General features: G+C 33.0%; 22 protein-coding genes and 1 riboswitch. Of the genes, 4 read left to right on the forward strand and 18 right to left on the reverse strand.

Annotated elements, in window-relative coordinates:
- Positions 1-239 precede the first annotated feature (239 nt).
- From CPG45_RS02415 to CPG45_RS02470, 12 genes are all read right to left on the reverse strand, one after another.
- On the reverse strand, positions 240-1,910 hold the full coding sequence (locus CPG45_RS02415) for a peptide ABC transporter substrate-binding protein (protein ID WP_096230457.1): 1,671 nt from the start codon (positions 1,908-1,910) through the stop codon (positions 240-242).
- 501 nt (positions 1,911-2,411) lie between these two features.
- Positions 2,412-3,842, reverse strand: a complete 1,431-nt coding sequence (gene gatB / locus CPG45_RS02420) for an Asp-tRNA(Asn)/Glu-tRNA(Gln) amidotransferase subunit GatB (RefSeq protein WP_096230458.1) — start codon at positions 3,840-3,842, stop codon at positions 2,412-2,414.
- Positions 3,842-5,311, reverse strand: coding sequence for an Asp-tRNA(Asn)/Glu-tRNA(Gln) amidotransferase subunit GatA (gene gatA / locus CPG45_RS02425; protein ID WP_096230459.1), 1,470 nt, complete (start codon positions 5,309-5,311; stop codon positions 3,842-3,844). The genes gatB and gatA overlap by 1 nt, the downstream gene beginning before the upstream one ends.
- Positions 5,312-5,323: 12 nt before the next feature.
- Complete coding sequence (gene gatC / locus CPG45_RS02430) at positions 5,324-5,611, reverse strand: Asp-tRNA(Asn)/Glu-tRNA(Gln) amidotransferase subunit GatC (RefSeq protein WP_096230460.1); 288 nt, start codon at positions 5,609-5,611, stop codon at positions 5,324-5,326.
- 82 nt (positions 5,612-5,693) lie between these two features.
- The gene (gene ligA, locus CPG45_RS02435) at positions 5,694-7,673 is read right to left on the reverse strand and encodes an NAD-dependent DNA ligase LigA (protein WP_096230461.1); all 1,980 of its coding nucleotides are present in this window, start codon (positions 7,671-7,673) and stop codon (positions 5,694-5,696) included.
- Between the two features lie 14 nt (positions 7,674-7,687).
- A complete protein-coding gene (gene pcrA, locus CPG45_RS02440; RefSeq protein ID WP_096230462.1) occupies positions 7,688-9,838 on the reverse strand; it encodes a DNA helicase PcrA in 2,151 nt (716 codons plus the stop codon).
- Positions 9,839-10,023: 185 nt separating this feature from the next.
- Complete coding sequence (locus CPG45_RS02445) at positions 10,024-10,323, reverse strand: YerC/YecD family TrpR-related protein (RefSeq protein ID WP_096230463.1); 300 nt, start codon at positions 10,321-10,323, stop codon at positions 10,024-10,026.
- 184 nt (positions 10,324-10,507) lie between these two features.
- Positions 10,508-10,825, reverse strand: coding sequence for a PTS sugar transporter subunit IIA (locus CPG45_RS02450; protein ID WP_096230464.1), 318 nt, complete (start codon positions 10,823-10,825; stop codon positions 10,508-10,510).
- A 22-nt stretch (positions 10,826-10,847) separates the two neighbouring features.
- Positions 10,848-12,173, reverse strand: coding sequence for a PTS sugar transporter subunit IIC (locus tag CPG45_RS02455; RefSeq protein ID WP_096230465.1), 1,326 nt, complete (start codon positions 12,171-12,173; stop codon positions 10,848-10,850).
- 12 nt (positions 12,174-12,185) lie between these two features.
- On the reverse strand, positions 12,186-12,512 hold the full coding sequence (locus CPG45_RS02460) for a PTS sugar transporter subunit IIB (protein WP_096230466.1): 327 nt from the start codon (positions 12,510-12,512) through the stop codon (positions 12,186-12,188).
- 21 nt (positions 12,513-12,533) lie between these two features.
- The gene (locus CPG45_RS02465) at positions 12,534-12,785 is read right to left on the reverse strand and encodes a hypothetical protein (protein WP_096230467.1); all 252 of its coding nucleotides are present in this window, start codon (positions 12,783-12,785) and stop codon (positions 12,534-12,536) included.
- Position 12,786: 1 nt separating this feature from the next.
- Positions 12,787-14,874 carry a BglG family transcription antiterminator gene (locus tag CPG45_RS02470; protein WP_096230468.1) on the reverse strand — a complete coding sequence of 696 codons (2,088 nt, stop codon included), beginning with the start codon at positions 14,872-14,874 and terminating at the stop codon, positions 12,787-12,789.
- 218 nt (positions 14,875-15,092) lie between these two features.
- Positions 15,093-15,193: riboswitch (SAM riboswitch) on the forward strand.
- Positions 15,194-15,258: 65 nt separating this feature from the next.
- On the opposite strand from CPG45_RS02470, the gene CPG45_RS02475 reads away from it, so the two are divergent.
- The 3 genes from CPG45_RS02475 to CPG45_RS02485 are packed head-to-tail and all read left to right on the forward strand — an operon-like array spanning position 15,259 to position 17,799.
- Positions 15,259-16,281: a methionine ABC transporter ATP-binding protein gene (locus CPG45_RS02475; protein WP_096230469.1), complete on the forward strand. Its 1,023-nt coding sequence runs from the start codon at positions 15,259-15,261 to the stop codon at positions 16,279-16,281.
- Positions 16,268-16,945 (forward strand): methionine ABC transporter permease, encoded by a 678-nt coding sequence (locus CPG45_RS02480; RefSeq protein ID WP_096230470.1) that lies wholly within the window; start codon positions 16,268-16,270, stop codon positions 16,943-16,945. Before CPG45_RS02475 ends, CPG45_RS02480 begins: the two co-directional genes overlap by 14 nt.
- A gap of 14 nt (positions 16,946-16,959) precedes the next feature.
- The gene (locus CPG45_RS02485; protein ID WP_096230471.1) at positions 16,960-17,799 is read left to right on the forward strand and encodes a MetQ/NlpA family ABC transporter substrate-binding protein; all 840 of its coding nucleotides are present in this window, start codon (positions 16,960-16,962) and stop codon (positions 17,797-17,799) included.
- A gap of 103 nt (positions 17,800-17,902) precedes the next feature.
- Here the strand turns inward: CPG45_RS02485 and hydG are convergent, their stop codons facing one another.
- The 3 genes from hydG to CPG45_RS02500 form a co-directional block, all read right to left on the reverse strand.
- Positions 17,903-19,303: a [FeFe] hydrogenase H-cluster radical SAM maturase HydG gene (gene hydG, locus CPG45_RS02490; protein ID WP_096230472.1), complete on the reverse strand. Its 1,401-nt coding sequence runs from the start codon at positions 19,301-19,303 to the stop codon at positions 17,903-17,905.
- Between the two features lie 73 nt (positions 19,304-19,376).
- Positions 19,377-20,933, reverse strand: coding sequence for a stage V sporulation protein B (gene spoVB, locus CPG45_RS02495; RefSeq protein ID WP_096230473.1), 1,557 nt, complete (start codon positions 20,931-20,933; stop codon positions 19,377-19,379).
- A gap of 109 nt (positions 20,934-21,042) precedes the next feature.
- On the reverse strand, positions 21,043-21,483 hold the full coding sequence (locus CPG45_RS02500) for an S-ribosylhomocysteine lyase (RefSeq protein ID WP_096230474.1): 441 nt from the start codon (positions 21,481-21,483) through the stop codon (positions 21,043-21,045).
- 127 nt (positions 21,484-21,610) lie between these two features.
- Between CPG45_RS02500 and CPG45_RS02505 the strand changes: the two genes are divergently transcribed.
- On the forward strand, positions 21,611-21,913 hold the full coding sequence (locus CPG45_RS02505; RefSeq protein ID WP_096230475.1) for a hypothetical protein: 303 nt from the start codon (positions 21,611-21,613) through the stop codon (positions 21,911-21,913).
- A 159-nt stretch (positions 21,914-22,072) separates the two neighbouring features.
- On the opposite strand, the gene CPG45_RS02510 is transcribed toward CPG45_RS02505, so the two are convergent.
- The 3 genes from CPG45_RS02510 to murI all read right to left on the reverse strand — a co-directional run bounded on the left by CPG45_RS02510 (position 22,073) and on the right by murI (position 24,662).
- Positions 22,073-22,252, reverse strand: a complete 180-nt coding sequence (locus tag CPG45_RS02510) for a hypothetical protein (RefSeq protein ID WP_096230476.1) — start codon at positions 22,250-22,252, stop codon at positions 22,073-22,075.
- 359 nt (positions 22,253-22,611) lie between these two features.
- Positions 22,612-23,847 carry a M20 metallopeptidase family protein gene (locus tag CPG45_RS02515; RefSeq protein ID WP_096230477.1) on the reverse strand — a complete coding sequence of 412 codons (1,236 nt, stop codon included), beginning with the start codon at positions 23,845-23,847 and terminating at the stop codon, positions 22,612-22,614.
- A gap of 20 nt (positions 23,848-23,867) precedes the next feature.
- Positions 23,868-24,662 (reverse strand): glutamate racemase, encoded by a 795-nt coding sequence (gene murI / locus CPG45_RS02520; protein ID WP_096230478.1) that lies wholly within the window; start codon positions 24,660-24,662, stop codon positions 23,868-23,870.
- Positions 24,663-24,843: the final 181 nt, after the last annotated feature.

Here is a 24,843-nt window from a genome sequence, read left to right on the forward strand (position 1 = left end):
TTAAAAATATAATATAATTTCCTCATATCAAGGTGTATAATTAATTTGTTTTTTCTAAAATATTGCTATATTTAAACTAAATACTTAATAAGTATACCACCATGCTGAATTTTTCTCAACATATCAATGTATTTCGGCAATTTTTTTGTATAATTTAAAATCATTATGTAATTGTTTGAATATTTATAAACATGATTTAAGCCGGGACAAAATCCCGGCTGTGGGTTAATACCAATTTATTATTTGTTTTTGCCTTCTATATATGTCCATTTCAATTCAAAGTCAGGTCCAAATGTAGGTACCAAATAGTTCTTTACATATGGCCTTAAAACATAAGCTCTTGCTTGGAAGAATATAGGTCCAATTGGCATATCATTCATCAATATCTTTTCAGCTTGAATTAGCTGATCATTTCTTTGTTTCAAATCGCCATTTACTTTTGCTTGGTCAATTAACTTATCATATTCTGGGTTGCTGTAGAATGCTGTGTTGTTGCCGTTACCTGTCTGCCACATATCAAGGAATGTCATAGGATCATTGTAGTCAGCACCCCATCCTGCAAATACTATATCAAAATTACCTTTATCCATCATGTCAAGTCTTACCTTAAATGCGACATTATCAAGCTCAACATTAACTCCGAGATTATTTTTCCACATCTCCTGTATCGCCTGATCTTGCTGTTTTGCTCTTGATGTATCATCACCAAGGAATTTAATGGTAGGAAGCTTAGATAGTCCAAGCTCTTGCAAGCCTTTTTGTAAATAATCCTTTGCTGCCTGTACATCATTATCCTTGAAATATCCTTCACCTGCTTGTTTCCTGAAGTCCTCACCATTATATCCAGGAATTCCTGGCGGTACTACAGACTCTGCTGCTATTGAACCATTTTTAAGAACATTTTCTACAAAAGATTTTCTATCAATTGCTAATGTAAAAGCTTTCCTTATATTAGCATTCTTAAATATTGGGCTCTTATTATTAAACTGTAAATACCAGTTCGTTGCAAGTGCCTTTGTATGGAATTCCGGTGTGCTCTTATACTTATCCATATATGATGAAGGAACACCCATCTCATCGATTGCACCGCTTTCATAGCTTTGTACAAGTGTATTATCATCTTTTACTATTGTTAAATTTATTGTCTGTAATTTTACATTATCTTTGTCCCAATAATTAGGATTCTTTTCGAGTACAAGATTTTGCTGATGATTCCATGTCTTTAATATAAATGGGCCACTATATACCATCTTATCTGGATCAGATCCTACTTTGTCACCATATTTTTCGTAAACTGATTTTTCAAGCGGACAATATGTTGGAAATGATGTAAGACCCAAAAATTGTGGTGTAGGTGCTTTTAATGTAACTTGCAATGTCTTGTCATCAAGCGCTTTTACACCAACTTGATCAGCTGTCCCCTTTCCAGAATTGTATTCTTCTCCACCTTTAATATAATATAGCTGATATGCATATTGTGAAGCTGTTTTAGGATCCAGTGCTCTTTTCCATGCGTATTCAAAATCCTGTGCTGTTATTGGATTGCCATCGCTCCACTTTATATTGTCCTTTAAATGGAATGTGTACGTGAGACCATCACTTGATACATCCCAACTCTTTGCAAGACCTGAACCCGGCTTAATCTGGTTACTTTGGTCATATCTTGTCAAACCATCAAGAACTTCATTAAGTATATCAAATGACAAAACGTCAGTTGCCTTCTGCGGATCTAGATTTGGTGGTTCATCTCCAAATGGCAGATTTAAAACCTGTTCATCCTTTGATGCTGGTTTATTTGTATCACTGCTATTATTCTGTGCTTCTTGTTTTTTTGCTGAGCATCCCGCTAATAGCGCGGAAAGAACTAAAACTGCTGTTAATAATAATGCTAACCAATTTCTTCTTTTCATCAAAATATCCTCCCTTTACTATAATATGTTTTATAAAATTTAAGTTCCCCCCTATGAGTATTCATCTCTCACCCCCAGCTATTAATATAATAAAACATTTAAGCTAAACTCTTTAGAGAAAAATTTATATTGCAAATATTAGATAAATAGAATTTATAAAATGCAGATATTGGTAAATTAGATAACTATATATATAATAGTCCCACTATATATTCTTAAAATCCCCATTGATTTTAATTATAATTTAACAATAATGACGTAGTATGAAATATATTATTATTAATGTTATTAATGTTCTTTTAATTTCATATCATTTGTATCAATTTCTTATAATTATATCACCATATGTTTATCTATACAAGTATAAAATGAATATTCAGTAAAAATTGTTTATGCACTAAAACAAACTTGTACTTAACAGTAAATTCTGATAATATATTAAATCTAAAAGGCATACAACATCTATGCTATTGTATGCCCAAATATTTAAATATAGTAATATTATTTTGAAAGTTCTTCTTTTAATAGTTTATTTGCCAATTGTGGATTTGCTTTGCCTTTTGTTGCTTTCATTATCTGCCCTACTAAATAACCTATAGCTTTATCCTTCCCTTTTCTATAGTCTTCGACAGATTTAGGGTTATCTTTAATAACTTTTGCCGCTATCTCCCTTAATTCATCTTCATTGCTCATCTGTTTTAAGCCTTTTTCTTCAACAATTGTTTCAGGATCTTTTCCTGTCATAAACATCTCTTCAAATACTGTCTTTGCAATTGACCCAGTTATTGTTGCGTTATCAATAAGTCCAAGAAGTGATGCCATCTGATGTGGTTTTATCGGAACTTCATCAATATCCTTTCCAGTTTCTTTGAGAAGTCTCATCATTTCTCCCATTATCCAATTGCTTATGGTCTTTGCTGATGAATATTCTGTAACACATTTTTCAAAGAAATCAGCCATGGCCTTTGATGATGTTATAATAGATGCATCATATTCCGGTATCCCATACTGGGATATAAACCTTTCCTTTTTATGTTCTGGCATTTCAGGAAGTGATTTTTTAATCTCATCCTTCCATTCTTTTGTAATAATAATCGGCACAAGGTCTGGATCAGGAAAATATCTATAATCATGTGCTTCTTCTTTTGACCGCATCGTTTCGGTAATCCCTTTTTGTTCGTTCCATCTTCTTGTTTCTTGAATAACTTTTCCGCCGTCTTCAAGCACTTTTACCTGCCTTTTTATCTCATATTCCAACGCTTTTTGAACAGCTTTGAAAGAATTAAGGTTTTTAAGCTCAATCTTTGTGCCAAATTCTTTTGTACCTTCAGGCCTAACTGATATATTAGTATCAACTCTTAATGAGCCTTCTTGCATCTTGCAGTCAGATACCTCTGAGTATTCAAGCACACTTTTAAGCTTTGTGAGATAAAGATATGCCTCTTCTGGTGTCCTTATATCAGGCTCTGAAACTATTTCAATAAGGGGTACCCCTGTTCTGTTATAGTCAATAAGTGAGCCATCGACATTTTCATGCATTAATTTGCCAGCATCTTCTTCAATGTGTATCCTCGTCAAACCTATCTTCTTTTTATAACCATCAGATGTTTCAATTTCTACATAACCGTTTTTACAAAGTGGTAGATCATACTGTGATATCTGGTATGCCTTCGGTAAGTCAGGATAGAAATAATTTTTCCTATCCATCTTGCTAAAATTAGGTATCTCGCAATTTAACGCAAGCCCAGCTTTTACAGCAAATTCTACTACTTTCTTATTTAAGACAGGAAGTGTTCCTGGAAGTCCAAGACAAACAGGACATACATGTGTATTTGGTTCACCACCAAATTCTGTTGAACAACTACAGAATATTTTCGTTTTTGTAAGCAATTCTGCATGTACTTCAAGACCTATAACAGCTTCGTAATTCATTATATAGCACCACCTTTAAAACTTGGTTTTTCGTTGAAGTTCCGTGCTTTTTCAAAAGCATATGCAGCATTCAACATGACACCTTCATCAAAATGCCTGCCTACAATCTGTAAGCCGACCGGCATTCCATCTGATAAACCGCAAGGAATCGACATGCCCGGAAGCCCAGCGATATTAACAGGTACAGTATATACATCTGCAAGATACATCGTCAAAGGGTCTTCAGTTTTTTCACCTATCTTAAATGCAACAGTTGGCGATGTAGGACCCACAATCAAATCGACATTTTCAAAAGCCTTCTCATAATCTTTTTTGATCAATGTTCTTATTTTTAATGCCTTATTGTAATATGCATCATAATATCCTGAACTTAATGCATATGTACCGAGCATAATCCTTCTTTTTACTTCTTTCCCAAAGCCTTCACTTCTTGATACCTTGTACATATCAATTAAGTCCTCATATTGTGATGCTTCGTGTCCATATCTGATACCATCATATCTTGCTAAGTTTGAACTGGCTTCCGCAGAAGATACTATATAATATGCAGCAAGTGCGTAGTCAAGATATGGAAGTGATATCTCTTTAACCTCCGCTCCAAGACTCTCAAAGACTTTTAATGATGATTCTATCGCTTCCTTTACACCTTCATCTAAGCCTTGTCCAAAAAATTCCTTTGCATAGCCTATTCTCATGCCTTTAATATCATCTTTTAAGAATTCTTTGTAATCATTTTTTCTCACATTGTCTACGGATGTAGAATCCTTTGGATCATATCCAGCAATAGCATTTAATACTATAGCGCAATCTGTTACGTCTTTTGTCAACGGACCAATTTGATCAAGTGATGATGCAAATGCAACAAGTCCGTATCTTGATACAAGACCATATGTAGGCTTTAATCCAACGACACCACACAGTGATGCAGGCTGTCTAATAGATCCACCTGTATCAGAACCAAGAGAAAATGCGCCTTCGTCGGCTGCAATTGATGCTGCAGATCCACCTGATGAACCGCCTGGAACACGGGTTAAATCCCATGGATTTTTCGTTATCTTAAATGCTGAATTCTCAGTTGATGAACCCATAGCAAATTCATCTAAATTTGCTTTCCCAATCATTACAGCCCCTTCATCATTAAGCTTTTCTACTACTGTTGCATTATAAGGTGGTACAAAATTTTCGAGCATCTTTGAAGCACATGTTGTTTTTATACCATCTGTACACATATTATCTTTTATGATTACGGGTATTCCTGTTAAATCATTAATTTTTCCTTCAGAAATCATTTTATCTGCTTCAGCTGCTTTTTTTAGTGCATAGTCCTCTGTAGTACAGATTAGTGCATCTACTTTTGGTTCTACATCTTTTACTCTTTCTAAAAATGCTTTAGTAACATCTACCGCGCTTACCTCTTTCTTTTTAAGAAGGTCATGTAATTCATGTATTTTAAGTTTATGTAGTTCCATTTATCTCACACCTCACTCTATTACCTTCGGTACTTTAAAGCATCCGTTTTCTTTTTCTGGTGCATTCATTAGAACTTTTTCCCTCTCCATCGACGGCTTTACTTCATCATCTCTAAAAACATTGCTTATTGGTACTATGTGTGCTGTCGGTTGGACGTCGTCTGTTGACAATTCATTTAATTTATTAACATATTCTATAATACTGTCTAGTTGATAAGAAAATTTTTCAAGTTCTTCATCAGTAAATTTAAGTCTTGCGAGATTTGCTACATGCTTAACCTCGTCTTTTGTAATAGCCATATCTACACATCCTTTCTAAAATTCTTAATAATTTCATTTTAATTTTAGATTGTCAAAATGAATTTCTATTTAATTAATTTTATCACTGATTTAGCATGTTTTCAAACTCTTTTTCATCAATAATTTTGATACCAAGTTCCTGTGCTTTTGTAAGTTTCGAACCAGGGTCACGTCCTGCCAAAACATAATTTGTTTTCTTACTGACAGAGCCTGTCACTTTGCCACCTCTATCCTCTATGAGTTTTTTAGCATCATCTCTTTTATATTTTTCAAGTGTGCCTGTTAAGACAAAAGTCATTCCTTCGAATATATTGCTCAATTTAACTGTCTCTTTTTTTACCATGTTAACACCGACAGCTTTTAGCCTTTTAATAATATCTCTATTTTGTATTTCTTTAAAAAAGGCTAAAATACTATCGGCCATTTTAGGACCTACTTCCGGTATACTTGTCAGTTCTTCAAATGTAGCATTCTGTAATGATTCCATCGTCTTAAAATGATCTGCAAGTATAAATGCGGCTTTACTTCCAATTAATTCAATGCCAAGTCCAAATATCACTCTATCTAGATCCCTGCTCTTGCTTACCTCAATTGCATTTAGTAGATTCTTGACAGATTTATCACCCATACGCTCCAATTTTATAAGGTCCTCATATTTAAGATAATAAAGGTCCGCTATATTATGTATAAGATGATTATCTAGAAGCTGGCTTATCACAGCTGGTCCAAGTCCATCTATGTCCATAGCATCTTTTGATGCAAAATGTATTATCCCACGCCTTAGTTGTGCTGGACAATTTAAACCAGTACACCTTGTAACCGCTTCACCTGGAAGCCTGATCGCTATAGCACCGCATTCAGGACATTTGCTCGGCATTACAAAATTTCTTTCATCACCTGTTCTATCTTCTTTTACTACTTCAACAACTTCAGGTATTACTTCACCAGCCTTTTGAATAATCACTGTATCGCCTATTTTTATATCTTTATCCCTTATATAATCTTCATTGTGAAGTGTCGCACGGGAGACGACAGAACCAGCTATCTTAACAGGTTCTAAAATAGCCGTCGGCGTCAATGCGCCAGTCCTACCAACCTGCACTATTATACCCTTAACTTTTGTTTTTTGTCTTTCAGCAGGATATTTAAATGCTATCGCCCACCTTGGATCTTTTACGGTAGATCCTAAGACCTCCCTTTTTTTAATGTCATTTACCTTTATAACTGCGCCATCTATATCAAATGGAAGTTTGTCCCTTATTAAATTTATGTACTTTATATCTTCTATAACTTCATCTATGTCTTTACATTTTTTAAGATGGGGACTCACTTTAAAGCCTTGTTCTTTTAAAAATTCCAATGATTCAATATGTGTTTTTATTTCTACTCCTTCAATCCTCTGTAAGTTGAAAACAAATATATCAAGGTCTCTTTTGGCAGTTACTTTTGGGTTCAATTGCCTTAAGGAACCTGCAGCAGCGTTTCTCGGATTCGCAAATAGGCTCTCACCACTTAATTCTCTTTCATCATTTAGCTTTTCGAAAGATGCTCTTGGCATAAATACTTCGCCTCTTACAATAAGATTCAGATTATCCTTAAGCCTCAATGGTATAGATTTTATCGTTTTAAGATTTGCTGTTACATTTTCACCAACAAATCCATCGCCTCTTGTAGAACCTACCACAAATAATCCATTTTCATATATAAGCTCAACAGATAAACCGTCAATTTTTAATTCTACGACGTACTCTGTATCACCCACAACGGATTTTACCCTTCTATCAAAATCCCTAAGCTCACCTTCTGAAAATGCATTTGCAAGGCTTTGCATCACTACTACATGTGTAAAAGGTTCAAATTCCTTTACCGGTTCACCGCCAATCCTTTGTGTAGGTGAATCAGACGTTTTAAGTTCAGGGTACTCCTCTTCAAGCTTGATCAACTCTTTCATCATCATGTCATATTCATAATCTGATATTTCTGGATTATCGAGAACATAATACCTATAACTATGGTAGTTTATCTTTTCTTTTAATTCTTTAACCCTTTCTTCAGGTGTCATTAGATTTCACCGCCTTATGAAATTGCTCTTATTGGGGCATATTTGACAGACAGTATTTTTACACCGACATTTGGAAATGCTACTGTTAACTCTTGATTATCACCACTGCCATTCACATTTACTACCGTTCCAACGCCCCACAATTTATGTTCAATTCTATCACCCGGATTATATTTTTCTTTATTATATGCTTTTCTTGCAAATGTATTAATGTACGATGATACCGTCTTGTAATCTTGTTTTTTTATCATTCCATCATCATATTCCGTCACTAAATCCTCAGGTATTTCATTGATAAACCTTGATACGGTATTGTACTGCGGTTTTCCATAAAGATTCCTTGTCCTGGCATATGTCATAAACAGCTTTTCTTTTGCACGGGTTATACCAACATAACATAATCTTCTTTCTTCTTCGAGTTCATGTTCATCAATAAAAGAGCGTGAGCTTGGAAAAACCCCTTCCTCCATTCCCGTCATAAATACAACAGGAAACTCAAGGCCCTTTGCAGAATGCAATGTCATTAATACTATACTATCGCCAATTTCACCTGCAGTATCTATGTCAGACACTAATGTAATACCGGATAAAAAGTTTTCTAAGGATTTGTCCTCAGATGTTTCCATAAATTCATTTGCTGCTCTTATAAACTCATTGATATTTTCAATGCGGCTCTCTGATTCCTTTGTATTATCAGCATTTAATTCATCAAGATATCCTGTTTTATCAAGTATATATTCTATAACTTCTACTATCGTCATATAATCAAGTTCATTAATTAGGTCATCTATAAAATTTTTAAAGCCTTCCAGAGCTTTTTTCGCTCTACCTGACAAATCAACATTTGGAATAGCAAAATACATGCTCGTATTATTATTTCGCGCATATTCCTCTAAGGCATTTAAAGTGCTTTCACCTATTCCTCTTTTGGGAACGTTTATTATGCGTTTTAATGAGATATCGTCATATGGATTAACAAGGATTCTCAAATATGCAATAATATCCTTAATTTCTTTACGATCATAAAACCTTAATGCGCCAACAAGTTTATATGGAATATCGTTCATCATAAAAGCCTCTTCTAATATACGAGATTGTGCATTTGTCCTGTATAGGACAGCAAAATCAGAATACTTTCTTCCCTTTTCTATTAATTCCCTTATCCTATTAACTATGAAATTAGCTTCTTCTCTTTCATTTTGTACTTCACTAACTACAATCTTTTCTCCATCTTTATTATCTGTCCAAAGCTTTTTCTTCTTCCTTTTAACATTGTTATCTATAACATTATTTGCAGCATCAAGGATTATCTGTGTTGAACGATAATTTTGCTCAAGCTTTATAACAGTTGCGTCAGGATAATCTTTTTCAAAATCAAGTATATTTTTGATATCTGCACCGCGCCAACCGTATATGCTCTGATCATCATCACCTACAACACATAAATTCCTATATTTTGATGCAAGTAAATTTATAAATTCATACTGTGGCTTATTTGTATCCTGATACTCATCAACCATGATATATCTAAATTTGTTTTGATAGTATTTTAGAATATCCTCATCATTCTTAAATAATTCTATTGTTTTAATTATAATATCATCAAAATCAAGTGCATTATCTTTTTTCAGTTTATCTTGATACAATTTATAGACATCGGCTACTTTTTTGCTTCTAAAATCATTGCCAAATTCAAGTAAGTATTCATCAGGTCCTACCATCTTATCCTTTGCATTTGATATAGCATTTAACATTCCTTTTGGCGTATACTGTTTTTCATTGAGATTTAATTCTTTTATGCAATCCGTGATCAATGACTTTTGGTCTTGTGAATCGTATATAACGAAATTTTTGTCATAACCGATTTTTTCTATATCTCTTCTTAAAATTCTGACACAGGCAGAATGAAATGTTGAAACCCATAGGTCACCTGCATATCCTAGTATGCTTTCAACTCTGTCTTTCATTTCCTTTGCGGCTTTATTTGTAAAAGTTATTGCAATTATATTTGCAGGTGAAACTTTTTTCTCCTTTATTAGATATGCTATTCTATGTGTAAGAACCCTCGTCTTACCGCTTCCTGCACCTGCAAGAATTAAAAGAGGTCCCTCTGTCATAAGTACGGCTTCTTTTTGTCTGTCATTAAGTTTATCAAGAATATTCATTTAGTTCACTCCAATTATTTTTTATAACAAGAACTCTATGATTATATTGTATATATAACTTATGAATTTATCAACTGTTTTAAAAAGCTTGGTGATCAAGCCCTTTATAAGTCATGAAGATGCTTTATTCTTGCCAATGTATGGGATTAATTTATTAAGACCGATATTAAAAAAATCCCGGATATTTACCGGGATTTTTCTTTCAACCTATCAAGAATTAAATTATATCCGTTCGCGCCATAATTTAGAGCTCTGTTTACTCTGCTTATTGTTGCCGTACTTGCGCCTGTTACTTCAGCAATTTCAATATACGTTTTCTTGTCTCTAAGCATTTTCGCGACTTGAAGTCTCTGTGCTAATGATTTAACTTCATTTATTGTTGCTATATCTTCAAAAAAACGATAACATTCTTCTATATCTTTTAACATTAAAATTGCTTCAAAGAGCTTGTCCACGTGTTCATCTTTAATTTTAGATTCGTACATTTTTATCCCTCTCTTTACATATATTATATAACCATTTACATTGTACAGAATTTACATTAATTATTCAATACTTTAAAGCAAAAAAATAAAATAGTTTATTTAACGTATGAAAGGAGGTAAGGCTATTGACCAGTAAAAAAAGACGGCATAAAAACCGTCAAGTAGATAATATATAATTCTTGTTTTATTTTATTTTCTTCTCTATTGAGTCAAGCCTTTTGTACAATTCTATCATTCTTCTAATAAGGTTTTTTTCTGCAAGTGCAGTCATAAGTTGATCCTGTGCATGAACGACGAGAAAATTTGGCGCTTCGCTTTGCTCACCTTGCACTAATGCATTCTGATAATCATGACCTGCATAAAATTCTTCATCAGCCTTTTCAAGGTGTTTTTCAGCAGCTTCGAAATCCCCTTTTTCTGCTGCGTCCAATGCTTCGTATGCTTCACCTCTGGCGTTACCACCATGCAAGACTAAATTGTATATAATTTGCTCTAAATCCATAAGAGGGTTCCTCCTTAATTCATTATTTATTTTCTTCTGAAGCTTCTTTTTCATTTTTTACAAGTTGTGCTTCGTACATCTTAAAGAATGGATAGTAAATAATAGCTGCTACAATTAGATTTATCAGTTGTAAAATAGGTCCTTTCCAGTCAAGCCCACTTGATATAAATCCTCCAAAGAAAACTGGTACAGTAAATGGCAGCTGGTATAAAGGTCCAGTTACTATTTGGAAGTGGAAAGCTATATAATTAATAGTAACAACAACTGCCGGTGCAATTATAAATGGAATCATCAGTATCGGGTTCAAGACTATTGGTGCACCAAATATTAATGGTTCATTAATATTGAATATTGCCGGTATAAGCTCAGCTTTACCAATGGTTTTTAACTGTGTTGATGCTGAAAATAAGAACATTATAACAAGTGGCCATGTTATACCTGAACCGCCAATATGTGTAAACATGTGAAAGAATGGTTCTGTTACAATACCTGGCATTGCTTGATGTGCTTTTAATGCCGCCACATTTGCTGCAAGTTGGCTCATCCAGAAAGGATATGCTATTGAGGATACAACATTCATACCATGTATTCCAAGTGACCACAGTAGCATCATCAATATTATTTCTGCCAGTGCTGCCCAATAACTGTTTGATACGGCAACAAGTGGTTTAAATGCTTCAAGTACTAATTGTGGTAATGTTACTTTAAAATTAGCCCATACAATCCATTCAACAATCCACGCTGAAACTACCATTACAAACATTGGTACTAATGCCATAAAGCTCCTTACAACATATGGCGGTACAGCCTCAGGCATCTTTATTACTAAGTCTCTTTTTTTAAAGAACCTCACAACCACAGCAGTAATTATACCTATTATTATTGCAACAAATAGTCCTTGTCCACCGAGATAATTTAAAACATCTCCAAAACTAACTTTTGTTACATCTGCTGCAGGGAAGCAAGTAATCAAAAATGCCAACATAGATATAATACCTGTCATTGCCTCATCAAGGTCCCATCTTGTTGCTAAACTATATGCTGTACCAAAAGCTACCATAAGTGCCATAATACCAAAAGATAGATTAAATGGAATCATTAACTGACCTGCTATAGGTTTAATTGCATTTGCCCATGCAACAATAGGGCCCCAATTAGCTCCTTCCGTTACCGGAGGATTTGCGATTATCAAAAACAGGGAACCGGTTAAAATAACCGGTAATGCAAAGCTTGAGAATGCATCCCTTATTGACTGGAGTACGACATTTTGTGCTATTCTTGCAAGAACAGGCATGAGTGAATTTTCCATCCACTTCATAAACCAGTTATTTGTTAATCTATCATCCATTTATTTATCCTCCTATACTTCTTTTCCAGATTTTTTAGCTAGATCTAATATCTGATTTAATATCTTTTTTGCATCCATCAATGCAAATGCCTGCATATCAACTATATCAACAGGTATATTGTATTTTGATGCAATTGTCTCAACTTCCTTTTTCAGATGCCTTACCTGTGGTTCAAGTAATGCAACATCATACTCTTCTGCTTTCTTCTTAAATTCTCCTGTACCACCAGCATCAACTGTTACATCAATACCTTGTTTTTTTGCCTCATCTGTAACTTTTTTTGCTAATGAACTTGATGTTGCCCCCCAGCTGCAAAGTATAACACCATGTATTGGCATTCAATACACCTCCTTTCAATTTTAACTGTTGCTCTTTTTATTGTTCCTATTTGAGCTTTTGCTTTTCTTTAAATTTTTATCATAAAGTTTTATCATCCTTATGGAAAATGACTGCACAAGTGCTATTGATAATATGAATAATACCCCAAATACTAAAACAATTAAACCTTGTATAAAGCTCTGTTTTACCATTGAATTTATAGCAGCGATTAACCATACTATTGATAACATTAAATAAAATATTTTTCGCTGTTTTATTGAAATACTAAACATATCAATCACCTACAAAAAGATTTCTTTTAATCTCATCGTAATATTTTTGCATTAATGCTTTTCGTACTTTTTCTTTTGCTTCATCTATTTTATTAGTATTATTAAGCACTTCAACGAGGTCTTTGCTTTCTATAAATGAAACACTTAAATCACCGAGTATTTCTATACCTATTTTGTCATTTTCAGGTGCAACCATCAAAAATGCAGTATTTATCTTCTCATATTCATTTATTAAATTCTTCATTCTGACATCATTAGTTAACTTACCACAAATTACAAGCGGTTTTTTTAGATTAGCTGATGTACAGTGGTAAATAACAAAACCTTTGCCTGGAAGGATAATCTTGCCCAGGCTTTCTCGTCCAATGAGCTTTGTCTTTATAGCGTCAATTTCTTTTGCATCAATATATCCAATTTCTAAAAAATCTTTTAAAAGGCTGTCGATTATTTCTTTTGAATTTACTCCATCGACATTCTTTAACGCAAAGTCATTACATATTTCGATTATGTGTTTTCCATATTCGGCTATATGGACTAATTCATTGTATTTATCATTAACTACTTTCTTCTTTGAAAAGCTCATTATAAAATCGGTATTTAATGCTTTTTTTAATTTTTCCACATCCTCATCAAGAAGTAATGGATTTACTACAATTGTCTCCTTATCATTATTGTCAAGTGGTATTGTAGACACTATCAGGTCTATATCATCTCGATTTTTAAAATCCTTTAGTCTTAAACTTGATACCGTATCAACAATATTTAGTTGTGGGAACATCTGCAATTTTGATAAAAGCATTCTTGAAGTCCCAATACCACTTGCACAAACCACCAAAATATTATGCTTTTTAGCCTTATCCTGCTTCCTGACAAGAGCAGCTCCAAAATGCATAGCAATATATCCAACCTCGTCGTCAGGTATCTCCACATTTAGTTTATTTTTCAATACATTTGAGATAACCTTACATTTATCAAAGAGTAGACCATATCTTTCCTTTATATCATTAATAAGAGGATTTCTAATTGCAAGCCCCATTTTCAATCGAAATATAGTCGGTCTTAGGTGAGTTTTTAACCCGCTTTTTAGAATCGAGTCATATTCTAAATCGGTTTTAAACACATCTTCAGCTATTTTAATCATTTCATATGCAATTTCATTTATAAAGTCATCATTTATTTCATCTGTATTTGCCCTATATCTTGCACCTTGGAGATGTATTGTTATATAGCCTATCTCGTCATCTGGAATTGCAATATCGAGCTCTTCTTCAAGGTATCTTGCAAGCATTTTAGCAAATTTGTATTCATCCGACTTCTTAAGCTCTAAAAGGCTCTCATCACCTATTTTTATCTTTTCTCCGTCTTTTATTCTTTTTAAAGCAAGTGCCAAGTGTACCGTTAGTCCCATATAAGAGCTTTCTGCCAACTCATATTCAAGAGACCTTTCTAATCTCTGAATAGCTTTTTCAATTTTTAATACTGTGTCATAATCAATAAGTCTTAAAAGTCTGTCATTTATATCTTTATCAAGTCTATTTAAATTATTGTACCCTTTATTTAAAAATTCCATTAAGTCCTTTGTCTCGACATTTTCATATAGAAAATTAATTATAGCTTTTCTAATGTTACTTTCTTCGCCAATTAAGTATACACCGACACCAGGTTTTGTAATAATTGTCACGCCTTGTTTATATAACCATTTTTCTATTTCTTTTATGTCATAGCTTATTGTTGCGGTTGTCACATTATATTCTTTTGCAAAATACTCCAATTTAACAGGTTCTTTCATTTGTAGAAGTTCTGAAAGAATCAATTTTCTCCTCTGGTTTGCTCCTATATTAGGCCTATAACCGATAACATCAAAGTTAAATCTTTCTATATCGCTATCACTGCCTTCAACAACTAAAGCCTCAGGCATATTTTTTAATCTTAAACCATAGCCTTTAATATAATCATTTATAGCGTTTAGTTCCCTATATGCAGTTCTTTTGCTTAATTTGTATTTGCTAACGATATCGTCAATACTTATTGGCTCTTTTGACATAACTTTTTTCAAAATATCCAACTGGCGCGCGCTTAACTCTCTCATAAAATACTGTCCTTTCATTTGTGACAATTATTTAATAAGTTAACTTACCTTACAATTATATTATAAACTAATGCTCGCAATTTTCAACATTAAGATGTAAGTACTATGTCAATGTAGTAATGACATACATTTAATAATTCAAACACCCATGACAAAATGCTTGACTTTTCATTTTGAATCTTATATAATCATTTTAACAATTTGATACGAAATTTATTCTCTTATCCAGAGAGGTGGAGGGACTGGCCCGATGAAGCCCGGCAACCGGCACAAAAGTGCAATGGTGCCAATTCCTGCGGCATATGCTGAGAGATGAGAGAGGATTAAACCTCTTTCATAAAGAGGTTTTTTTTATTTTATTTTTTCAAAAAGAGGGGAAAAATTTTGATATCTGTTAAAAATCTAAGCAAAGTTTACAATTCCAATGGCAAAAAAGTTGTTGCATTAAAGGACATAAATTTAGACATCAATGACGGTGAAATATATGGTATTATGGGTTTAAGCGGTGCTGGTAAATCATCTTTAATAAGATGTATAAATATGTTAGAAAAGCCTACATCAGGAAGTATCATGATAAATAATGTTGAGATGACAAAATTAAAGCCTAAGGACTTAAGAAATATGAGAAAAAAAATAGGCATGATATTTCAACATTTTAATCTTTTGATGAATTCCACAGTATATGAAAATATTGCTTTTCCTCTTAAAATATCAAAGGTTAAAGAAAGTGATATAGAAAAGCGAGTTAATGAGCTCCTTGAAGTCGTCGAGCTTGAGGATAAAAAAAATGCGTATCCGTCACAGTTATCAGGTGGTCAAAAACAAAGAGTCGGAATAGCAAGAGCACTAGCAAATAGGCCTGACATAATACTTTCTGATGAGGCAACATCAGCATTAGATCCAACTACGACCGAAGCAATATTAAATTTATTAAAAAGCATAAACAAGCAGTATGGTATAACAATAGTAGTAATTACACATGAGATGTCTGTCATTAGAAACATATGTGATAGAGTAGCGGTTTTGGAAAATGGAGTAATTATTGAAGAAGGCAATGTCATAGACATATTTTCAAATCCATCTACAGAAACATCAAAAAGGTTTTTAAAGGATATGATTGCCGAACTTCCACCTGATATACTTATTGATGATGAAAACCCAAATGAAGAAATACTAAGGTTGTCATTTTTTGGAAAAAGCAGCAGAGAGCCTGTCATATCACATATGATAAAAAAATTTGACGTTGACGCAAATATAATATCAGGCAATATCGAGAGAATCCAAGACTCTCAAATAGGAAATCTTTTGATAAAGCTTAAAGGTGAACCTAATTCGATAAAGTCTGCAATAAACTATTTAGAAGAAAACGGCTTAAGAATAGAGGTGCTTAAAAATGGTATTGTCTAATATATTGCAGTATTTATTAAATTTATGGCAGCTTATGGTACAGCCTTTATGGGAAACAATCTATATGGTGTTTTTTTCTACACTTTTCTCTATAGTGATAGGGCTCCCTCTAGGCATCATATTAGTAATTACAGATAAAGGTCATATATCTGAAAATATAAAGCTTAATAGGATATTAGGCACAATCATAAATATCATGAGATCTGTACCATTTATCATATTGATAATTGCAATATTCCCACTGTCGAGGCTTATAGTTGGAACAACAATTGGATCAACAGCAGCCATTGTTCCATTATCTGTAGCAGCGGCACCATTTGTTGCAAGGGTAATAGAATCATCATTAAAAGAAGTTGACTGGGGTGTCATTGAAGCATCTATTGCGGTAGGTGCAACAATTCCACAGATTATTTTTAGGGTTATGATACCAGAGTCACTATCATCATTGATACTTGGTGTAACTTTGACAATAATAAATATCCTCGGGTATTCTGCTATGGCAGGTGCTATTGGAGGAGGTGGTCTTGGAGATCTTGCGATAAGGTATGGATATCAGAGGTTTGAGACAGATGTCCTCATAGCAACTATTATAGTACTTATTATTATGGTAGAGATTATACAAAGAATAGGAAATTTTCTCGCTAAAAAAGTTGATAAAAGATGAAGGGATGGTTTTTAATGAAAAAAATTATTTTATTGTTTTCATTAATTTTAACGTTATCATTAATATTCGTAGGGTGCTCAAAAAACACTAATAGCAAAGAGGCTATCACAAATAATAACTCAAATGCAGTAAAAACTACAAAACTTGTTGTCGGCGCATCACCTACCCCGCACGCAGAAATACTTAATGTTGTTAAACCGGTTTTAGCAAAGGAAGGCATTGATCTACAAATAAAGGAATTTACCGATTATGTAACACCAAATACGGCACTAAATGATAAGCAAATCGATGCAAATTTCTTTCAACACGTACCATACATGGAAGACTTTGAAAAGAAGAATAATATGAAATTAATAGCATTAGTAAAAGTACATGTAGAACCAATGGGTGCATATTCAAAGAAAATAAAATCAAAAGATGAAATAAAAGATGGCGCAACTGTTGCAATTCCAAATGATGCTACAAATGAAGGAAGAGCATTATTGCTTTTACAAAAACAAGGATTGATTAAGCTCAAAGATCCTAAGGGACTTACACAAACGCCAAGGGATATTGTCGATAACCCAAAGCATCTTAAATTTAGCGAGCTTGAAGCGCCTCAATTGCCAAGAACATTACAAGATGTAGATTTTGCAATAATAAATACAAATTTTGCACTAGAAGGAAAACTTAATCCACTAAAAGATTCAATATTCATGGAAGACAAGGACTCACCATATGCAAATGTGCTAACGGTAAGACCAGATAATCAAAATGATCCTGCTATAAAGAAATTAGCAAAAGCACTAAATTCACCAGAAGTTAAAAAATTCATAGAAGATAAGTATAAGGGTGCTATAATCCCAGCATTTTAATGACTAATGTTTGATTTAAATTAAAAAAGTTATACCGTTTTTCTCCCTCTGCTAACCGGCAGATAATTAAAACCCCGGATATCCGGGGTTTTTTTATGATTATTTAAAAATATAAATCTCTTTCACCATTTTCAAGTCTTTTAAGACGTCTCTTAGTTTCTTCCTTGACCATTTCATTTGGTATCTTTTCTATATTAGCTGCAATTGTTTCTTCACCTATTGCTTTTGTAGTCTCATCACCATAATCAATTAAAAATTCTTTAAATGTAAGAATCGCATTAGGTAAACAGAAATTGTGTATCTGACCAGATTTTGCAAAGCTCATAAACCTGTCGCCTGTACGTCCCATTCTATAGCATGCTGTACAGTAACTTGGTAAATAATGCTGCTTACACAGAGTCCTTAATATTTCATTTGGTGTCCTATGGTCACCAACATCAAACTGTGGTTTTGATGCGCCGTTATTTGATATTTCCTCATGATATCCACCAACACCAGTGCACGAGCCTGCGCTTATCTGTGATATACCAACAGCTATAACTTCTTCTCTAAATTTTGGTACTTCTCTCGTCGATAAAATCATACCAGTATATGGCACTGCCAGACGCAATACTGCGACAAGCTTTTTAAAATCTTTGTCATCTACAATGTAAGGAAATTCGCTTAATGGTGTATTTAGTGCAGGTCTAAGCCTTGGAACAGATATTGTATGTGGTCCTACTCCAAATTTTTCGTCCAAATGTTTTACATGGTATAGCATCGCAATTGTCTCATATTTATAATCGTAAAGACCGTACAAAACGCCAATTCCGACATCATCTATACCGCCCTCCATTGCCCTATCCATAGCTGTCGTATGATAATCATAATCGTGCTTTGGACCTTGTGGATGCATTTTATTATATGTTGGTCTATGGTAAGTTTCTTGAAACAAAACATAAGTTCCGATTCCTACTTCCTTTAACTTTCTATAATTTTCTACAGTCGTAGCAGCGATATTTACATTTACTCTTCTAATACTTCCATTTTTAAGCTTAGTATTATAAATAGTCTTTATAACATCAAGCACATAATCAATAGGGCAATTTACAGGATCTTCACCGGCTTCAAGTGCAAGCCTTTTATGCCCCATCTCTTCAAGTATTTCAACTTCACGCCTTACTTCATCCATCGTAAGTTTTTTGCGTTCTTGCTCATTTGAATGCTTATAGCCGCAATATCTGCAGTTATTTACACAGTAATTGCTTATGTAAAGTGGTGCGAATAAAACAATCCTATTCCCATATATCTCTTCTTTAATATATCTTGCCACCTTATACATCTCTTCGAGTATAGCTTCATCCTCTAGATTTAAAAGTACAGCGGCTTCTTCGGGTGTAATACCCTTTAGATTTTTTGCTTTTTCAATAATCCTTAAAGCATCTTCCTTCGTTGCATTTTCACCATATTCTAATGCAGATTGTATCTTTACGTCATCAATAAAATCAGCAATTTGTCTTTCCATTCACATTTCTCCTTTCCTTGTCCTCAGATAATATCCTCAGACTTAGATTTATTTTTATTATACATTATATTTGTTAATTCTTCAACAATATCATTTTTTTCAGTTCTTCTACATAAGGCAATTTTATTATATAATTAATTGCTAAATATAGTACTAATCCTATGAAGACTGTAAAAAGCATTGATATCCATTGATTTAATCCCACAGCTGAAAGATTAAAGTACATAATCATTACAACTATGCCCATGGTTACTGCTGAGATCAACGGCTTTATAAGCCAATTAATATAGTCTATCGTAAGTCCTGTAATCTTTATGAGTTCCCTCATGTTTAAAATAAATACAAAAGTATCTGCAAATATAAATCCATATACATATCCAAAAAGCCTTAGCCCAGATAAAGGAATCAAAACATACATGGCAATAATTGAAATAACTGTCCAAATAATTGAATTTTTTAATACTATATTTTGCTTTCCAAGCCCATTTAATATGCTCGTTACAATCGATTCTAAATATGCAAAAATACTTCCCCCCGCGATCACTTTTACAAGTGCACCAACTCCCGGACTACCAGGATACAAAAGTGAGGCAATTTGATCAGGAATTGTAAGAAATAAGATGATAGCAGGAAATGCAACCATCGTTGTATATCCTATTGCTTGATTAATACGAAGTCTAACAGCATCCCATTTATTTAATGAAGCTGCTTCTGATACAGCCGGTAAAACAGTAACAGAAAGGCTCATAGTTATTACAGCTGGCATATATGCGAGCGGATACGCCATTCCAGATAGTTTCCCATACTCTGATATAGCTTGTTTATGTGTTAATCCTGATATAATTAATCTTGACGGTATTATAAGTGATTCAAATAAATCCAAGATATTTACAATCATCCTGGAAAATGTAATAGGAAAAGATGCCCTAAAAATTGTATTTGCAATACTTAGCTTGTTCCACCTATTGCCATTATCAGGAATCTCTCTATCTAAATAATGTATTTCATACCTGTAAAAAAATATGTACATTAAAAAACTTGTGACTTCACCAATCGCAATACCAAATACTGCAATTGCAACAGCATACTCTAATCTTATCCCCGTAAATAAACTAAAGAGGTATAATGTCAAGGATACTCTTACAATTTGTTCAACTATCTCAGATATTGAAGCTGGAACCATATTGATAAGTCCTTGGAAAAAGCCTTTAAATATTGACGATGATGATACTATAATTAATACTGGTGAAAAAATAAGTATTGATATATATGCTCTTGGCTCGTGTAGCAAATTATTTGCTATATACTTAGCATTGAAAAATATAAGACCTGATATTAAAAGACCCATCACGATGACTATAAAAAATGAAACCTCCATTATGCTAAATATATTCTTCTTATTTCCCTTAGCCCTTTCTTCTGATATAAATCTTGATGTAACGGCAGTAATTCCTGATGTTATAAATGTGATTGATACAAAATATATGGGAAGTGCTATCTGGTATATTCCTATGCCTTCTGATCCAAGAAGATTTGATAGGATTATCCTAAATACAAACCCTATTCCCCTATCAACGACATTTGCAATTGTTAATATAAAAGCACCGCGAACAAAAGACCTATTGCGCATATATGACACCTCACAATAGTTTATTCGCGGTTTATAATATATATGACATTCTGTATTGTATTATAAAATTGTTCCAAACATTATATGGAAAAATTTCCAAAAGCCTATATTATAACTTCTCTAAAACTCCTTTTGCATACTCCTTTGCTGTAAATAATGAATGGTCCCTGTAGTTTCCACATTGTATTTCATTTGTTGCCGGTACGTCCTCTTCTTTGGTATCTAAAACTTTTTTTAATACCTTTTTTAATACATCTATTATATCTTCGACCGGTGTATCACCAAATTTCGTAAGATAAAATCCAGTCCTGCATCCCATTGGCGATATGTCTATTATATCATCCATATATTCTCTAAAATATGTTGCAAATAAATGCTCGAGTGTATGGACTCCCCCTGTTGGAATAGAGTCAACATTCGGTTGTGTCAATCTTACGTCGTATTTTGTTACGATATCACCTTTAGGCCCTGTCAATATGCCTGCTTTTCTAACATATGGTGCTTTAACAGTCCTGTGATCTAATTTAAAGCTTTCTACTTTTATATCCATAAATGTCACCTCATTTTTCATTTTTACATAATATATTTTATCACTTTTCTTAATCAATAGCCAGTTACATTATCATATACAGATTAATATATTATATATAAAAGAAAAAAATCGGGAGTTGATATACGTGGACAAGATAGAAGATTTTATATCTCAATTCCTTTTAGCAATAACAATTTTCATTATAGAAGATAATTGGCATAGAAGTAAATATCGTTATCATCGGAGCCTTGAGGATGAGTACTATCAACTTCTGAATCAATATGCTAAAGTATTTACACCTTCAAATGTAGTAGAAGGATTGGTTTCAGAAGTTGGCAGTGATTTCATAAGGATAAATTATAAAAATAGAGATGTAACATGCATTATCCCAAAAAATAGTATATATTCTCTTGAAAAAGATTTATCTAAAATTGCTAAAGAAGGATAATCGCATACTGTTACAGAGGGCATCACATATAAAACTATATATGCATATAAATATTGTTATGATTCGGCGGATATTTATCCGCCGAATCTCTTATATAAAAATCTGATTAATAAAAATATCCGGCCATAGCCGGATTTATCGTAAAGCAAGGAATCTAATTTATCTTAATTTGTAGCTAAATGCAAATTCATTAAACTCATTATTATTAGTTGCCGAATCATCTACATCTTTGTAGCCAAATTCACTTTTCATAAATTCTGTATAGCCACTGTTGTCCCTTTCCAAAACTGCGGGTACTAATATCAATATTAATGCCATTAATGTTATTATGAATAACATCTTTCATCACCCACCCTTCAATACATATTATGCACCATAAATTCAAATTTGTCAAGATTTACTTCATAATATTAAATTATGCAAGATTTCCTGTAATTTTGCAAATTTATAAATTCACCCATATAATATATACGAATTATCTTGTTTACTCCATGTTTTCAATGCATAAATATGTATATTAGGGTTATGTTTACTTCAATTCTATTTTTATATTCCTACTCCAAACCATAAAGTGAATTATAACGTATAATCATGATTTAAAAATTAAACCCCTACAACCATAAAATTCATATAAATTGTAAGGGCAAGATTTCATATTATAGCTTTTCGGGTTTAATAAGTTATTTTAATTTTACTTGTTATAATGAATCGCTATAATTAATCATATTCTTTAATATTTTTTTATACCTTAAATCTTTTCGCAAATCATTATTTAAAAAGTTAATAACTGTATTAACATGTACCGCAATCCCATATGCTATGCATTCTTCATCGACATTGAACATGTTGTTGTGAATTGGTTTATCAATTCCCTTTGCCTTATTTCCACAACCAAGCTTATAAAAACACCCTGGGACTTCTTTAAGAAAATATGCGAAATCTTCCACACCAAGTGTAGGCAGTACATTCTTAATATTTTCCTCACCGACAATATTTGCTGCACTCGATTTTAATATTTTCAGAATCTTTTCATCATTAATAAGGCATGGATATCCGGCGATTCGGGAAAACTCCGCTTTTCCACCCATAGATTTTGCTATGCACCTTGCTATATCTTCGACTTTTGCAACAGTTTCATCTCTTTTTTCTTCATTAAGCATACGTATTATGCCTGACATGTGTACTTTATTGGCTATAATATTTCTCGCATAACCGCCTTCTATGCTGCCTATTGTAATCACGAGTGGTTCTAATGGATCGGCATTCCTACTTACTACAGTCTGCAATGCATTAATTATATTTGCCGATATAACAATAGGATCTACTGATTTATGTGGTTCGGCTCCATGACTGCTTTTGCCCGTAACAGATATATCAAACATATCTGATGATGCATATGCCTTACCATTAGTAAATCCAATTTCACCTGTATTTAAATCTGGATCAACATGTAATCCTATAATCGCATCAACGTTGGGATTTTCAAGGACACCTTCTTCTATCATAGGTTTAGCACCACCCGTAGTTTCCTCTGCAGGTTGAAAGATAAATTTAACATTGCCATTTATTTTATCTTTCATTTTTGATAATAATTTGGCTGCTCCAAGTGCTATTGCAGTATGTACATCATGCCCGCAGGCATGCATTTTTCCAGGAACAACCGAACTATATGGTACATCATTTTCCTCCTGTATAGGTAATGCATCCATGTCAGCTCTTATCGCAATAGTTTTGCTCCCATTACCTTTTAATAATCCCATTACGCCTGTCGTCGCCAAAATCTTAGTCTCTATACATAAACTATTTAAATATTTACTTATCAAATCAGATGTCTTTGTTTCTTCAAACCCAAGTTCAGGTTCTCTATGAATTTTTCTCCTAATTTGAATAATTTCATCTTCTATTAATTTAGCCTCTTTTAAAATTTCATTCATGTTTCTCCCCCGTTTGTATCCTAATATTTTTCAATATCTATTCTATTAACAATATTAATATCTTCATTTAAAAGCATTTTCGCAGTTTTGATAAAATTCTCTTTATTACTGCTTACAAAATATTCTGTATGTCCAATTGTACTTGTACTTAGCATATCATTATTTTCTAAGTAATTTTTAACCTCAATAGATAATCTTATAGCTGGGTCTATTATTTCAGTGTCTTTATTTACTGCACTTTCAATAGCTTTTAATAGTATTGGATAATGCGTGCATCCAAGTATTAGTGTATCAATTCCCTTCATATTTAAATCTTTCAGATATTCTTTAGCTTTATCAAAAGCATCTGCACTTTCTGCCAATCCTGATTCTACAAGTGGTACGAATTCGGGACAGGCTCTGCCATAAACAACTATATTTTTATTTATTGATTTAATATTTTTTTCATAGCTTTTACTTTCAATGGTTCTAGTAGTTGCTATAACCCCTATTTTTTTATTCCTTGTCACAGCTGATGCACTCTTTGAGCCCGCTTCAAGAACATCAAAAAGTATTTCATCATAATCATTTTTATCTATTGATGCACATGTAGTATTACAAGCTATTACTATTACCTTAACATTTTTCTCCTTCATAAAATTTATTATCTGCCTTGCGTATTTTTTTATTTCATCTTGTGATTTATCACCATATGGAACCCTCTTTGTATCTCCAAAATATATATAATCTTCGTTTGGTAAAATTTCTTTTAATCTTTTTAATACAGTTAAGCCTCCTACACCTGAATCAAATACGCCAATTGGTCTTATGTCCATTACATCACATCCTATTTTTAATATCTATTATATATTATCACAAAAAGTGTTGAATGATAACATTAAAATAAAAATGGCACAACATGCTAATCTATTCATATGCGCCAATTATAGGTTATTATTATAAAAACTTCTTACCCCCCAGGTATTTATGTTATAATCAATTTTTTATAATCTTCTT

Origin of the sequence: Thermoanaerobacterium sp. RBIITD, from assembly GCF_900205865.1 — a bacterium.
Lineage (GTDB): Bacteria > Bacillota > Thermoanaerobacteria > Thermoanaerobacterales > Thermoanaerobacteraceae > Thermoanaerobacterium.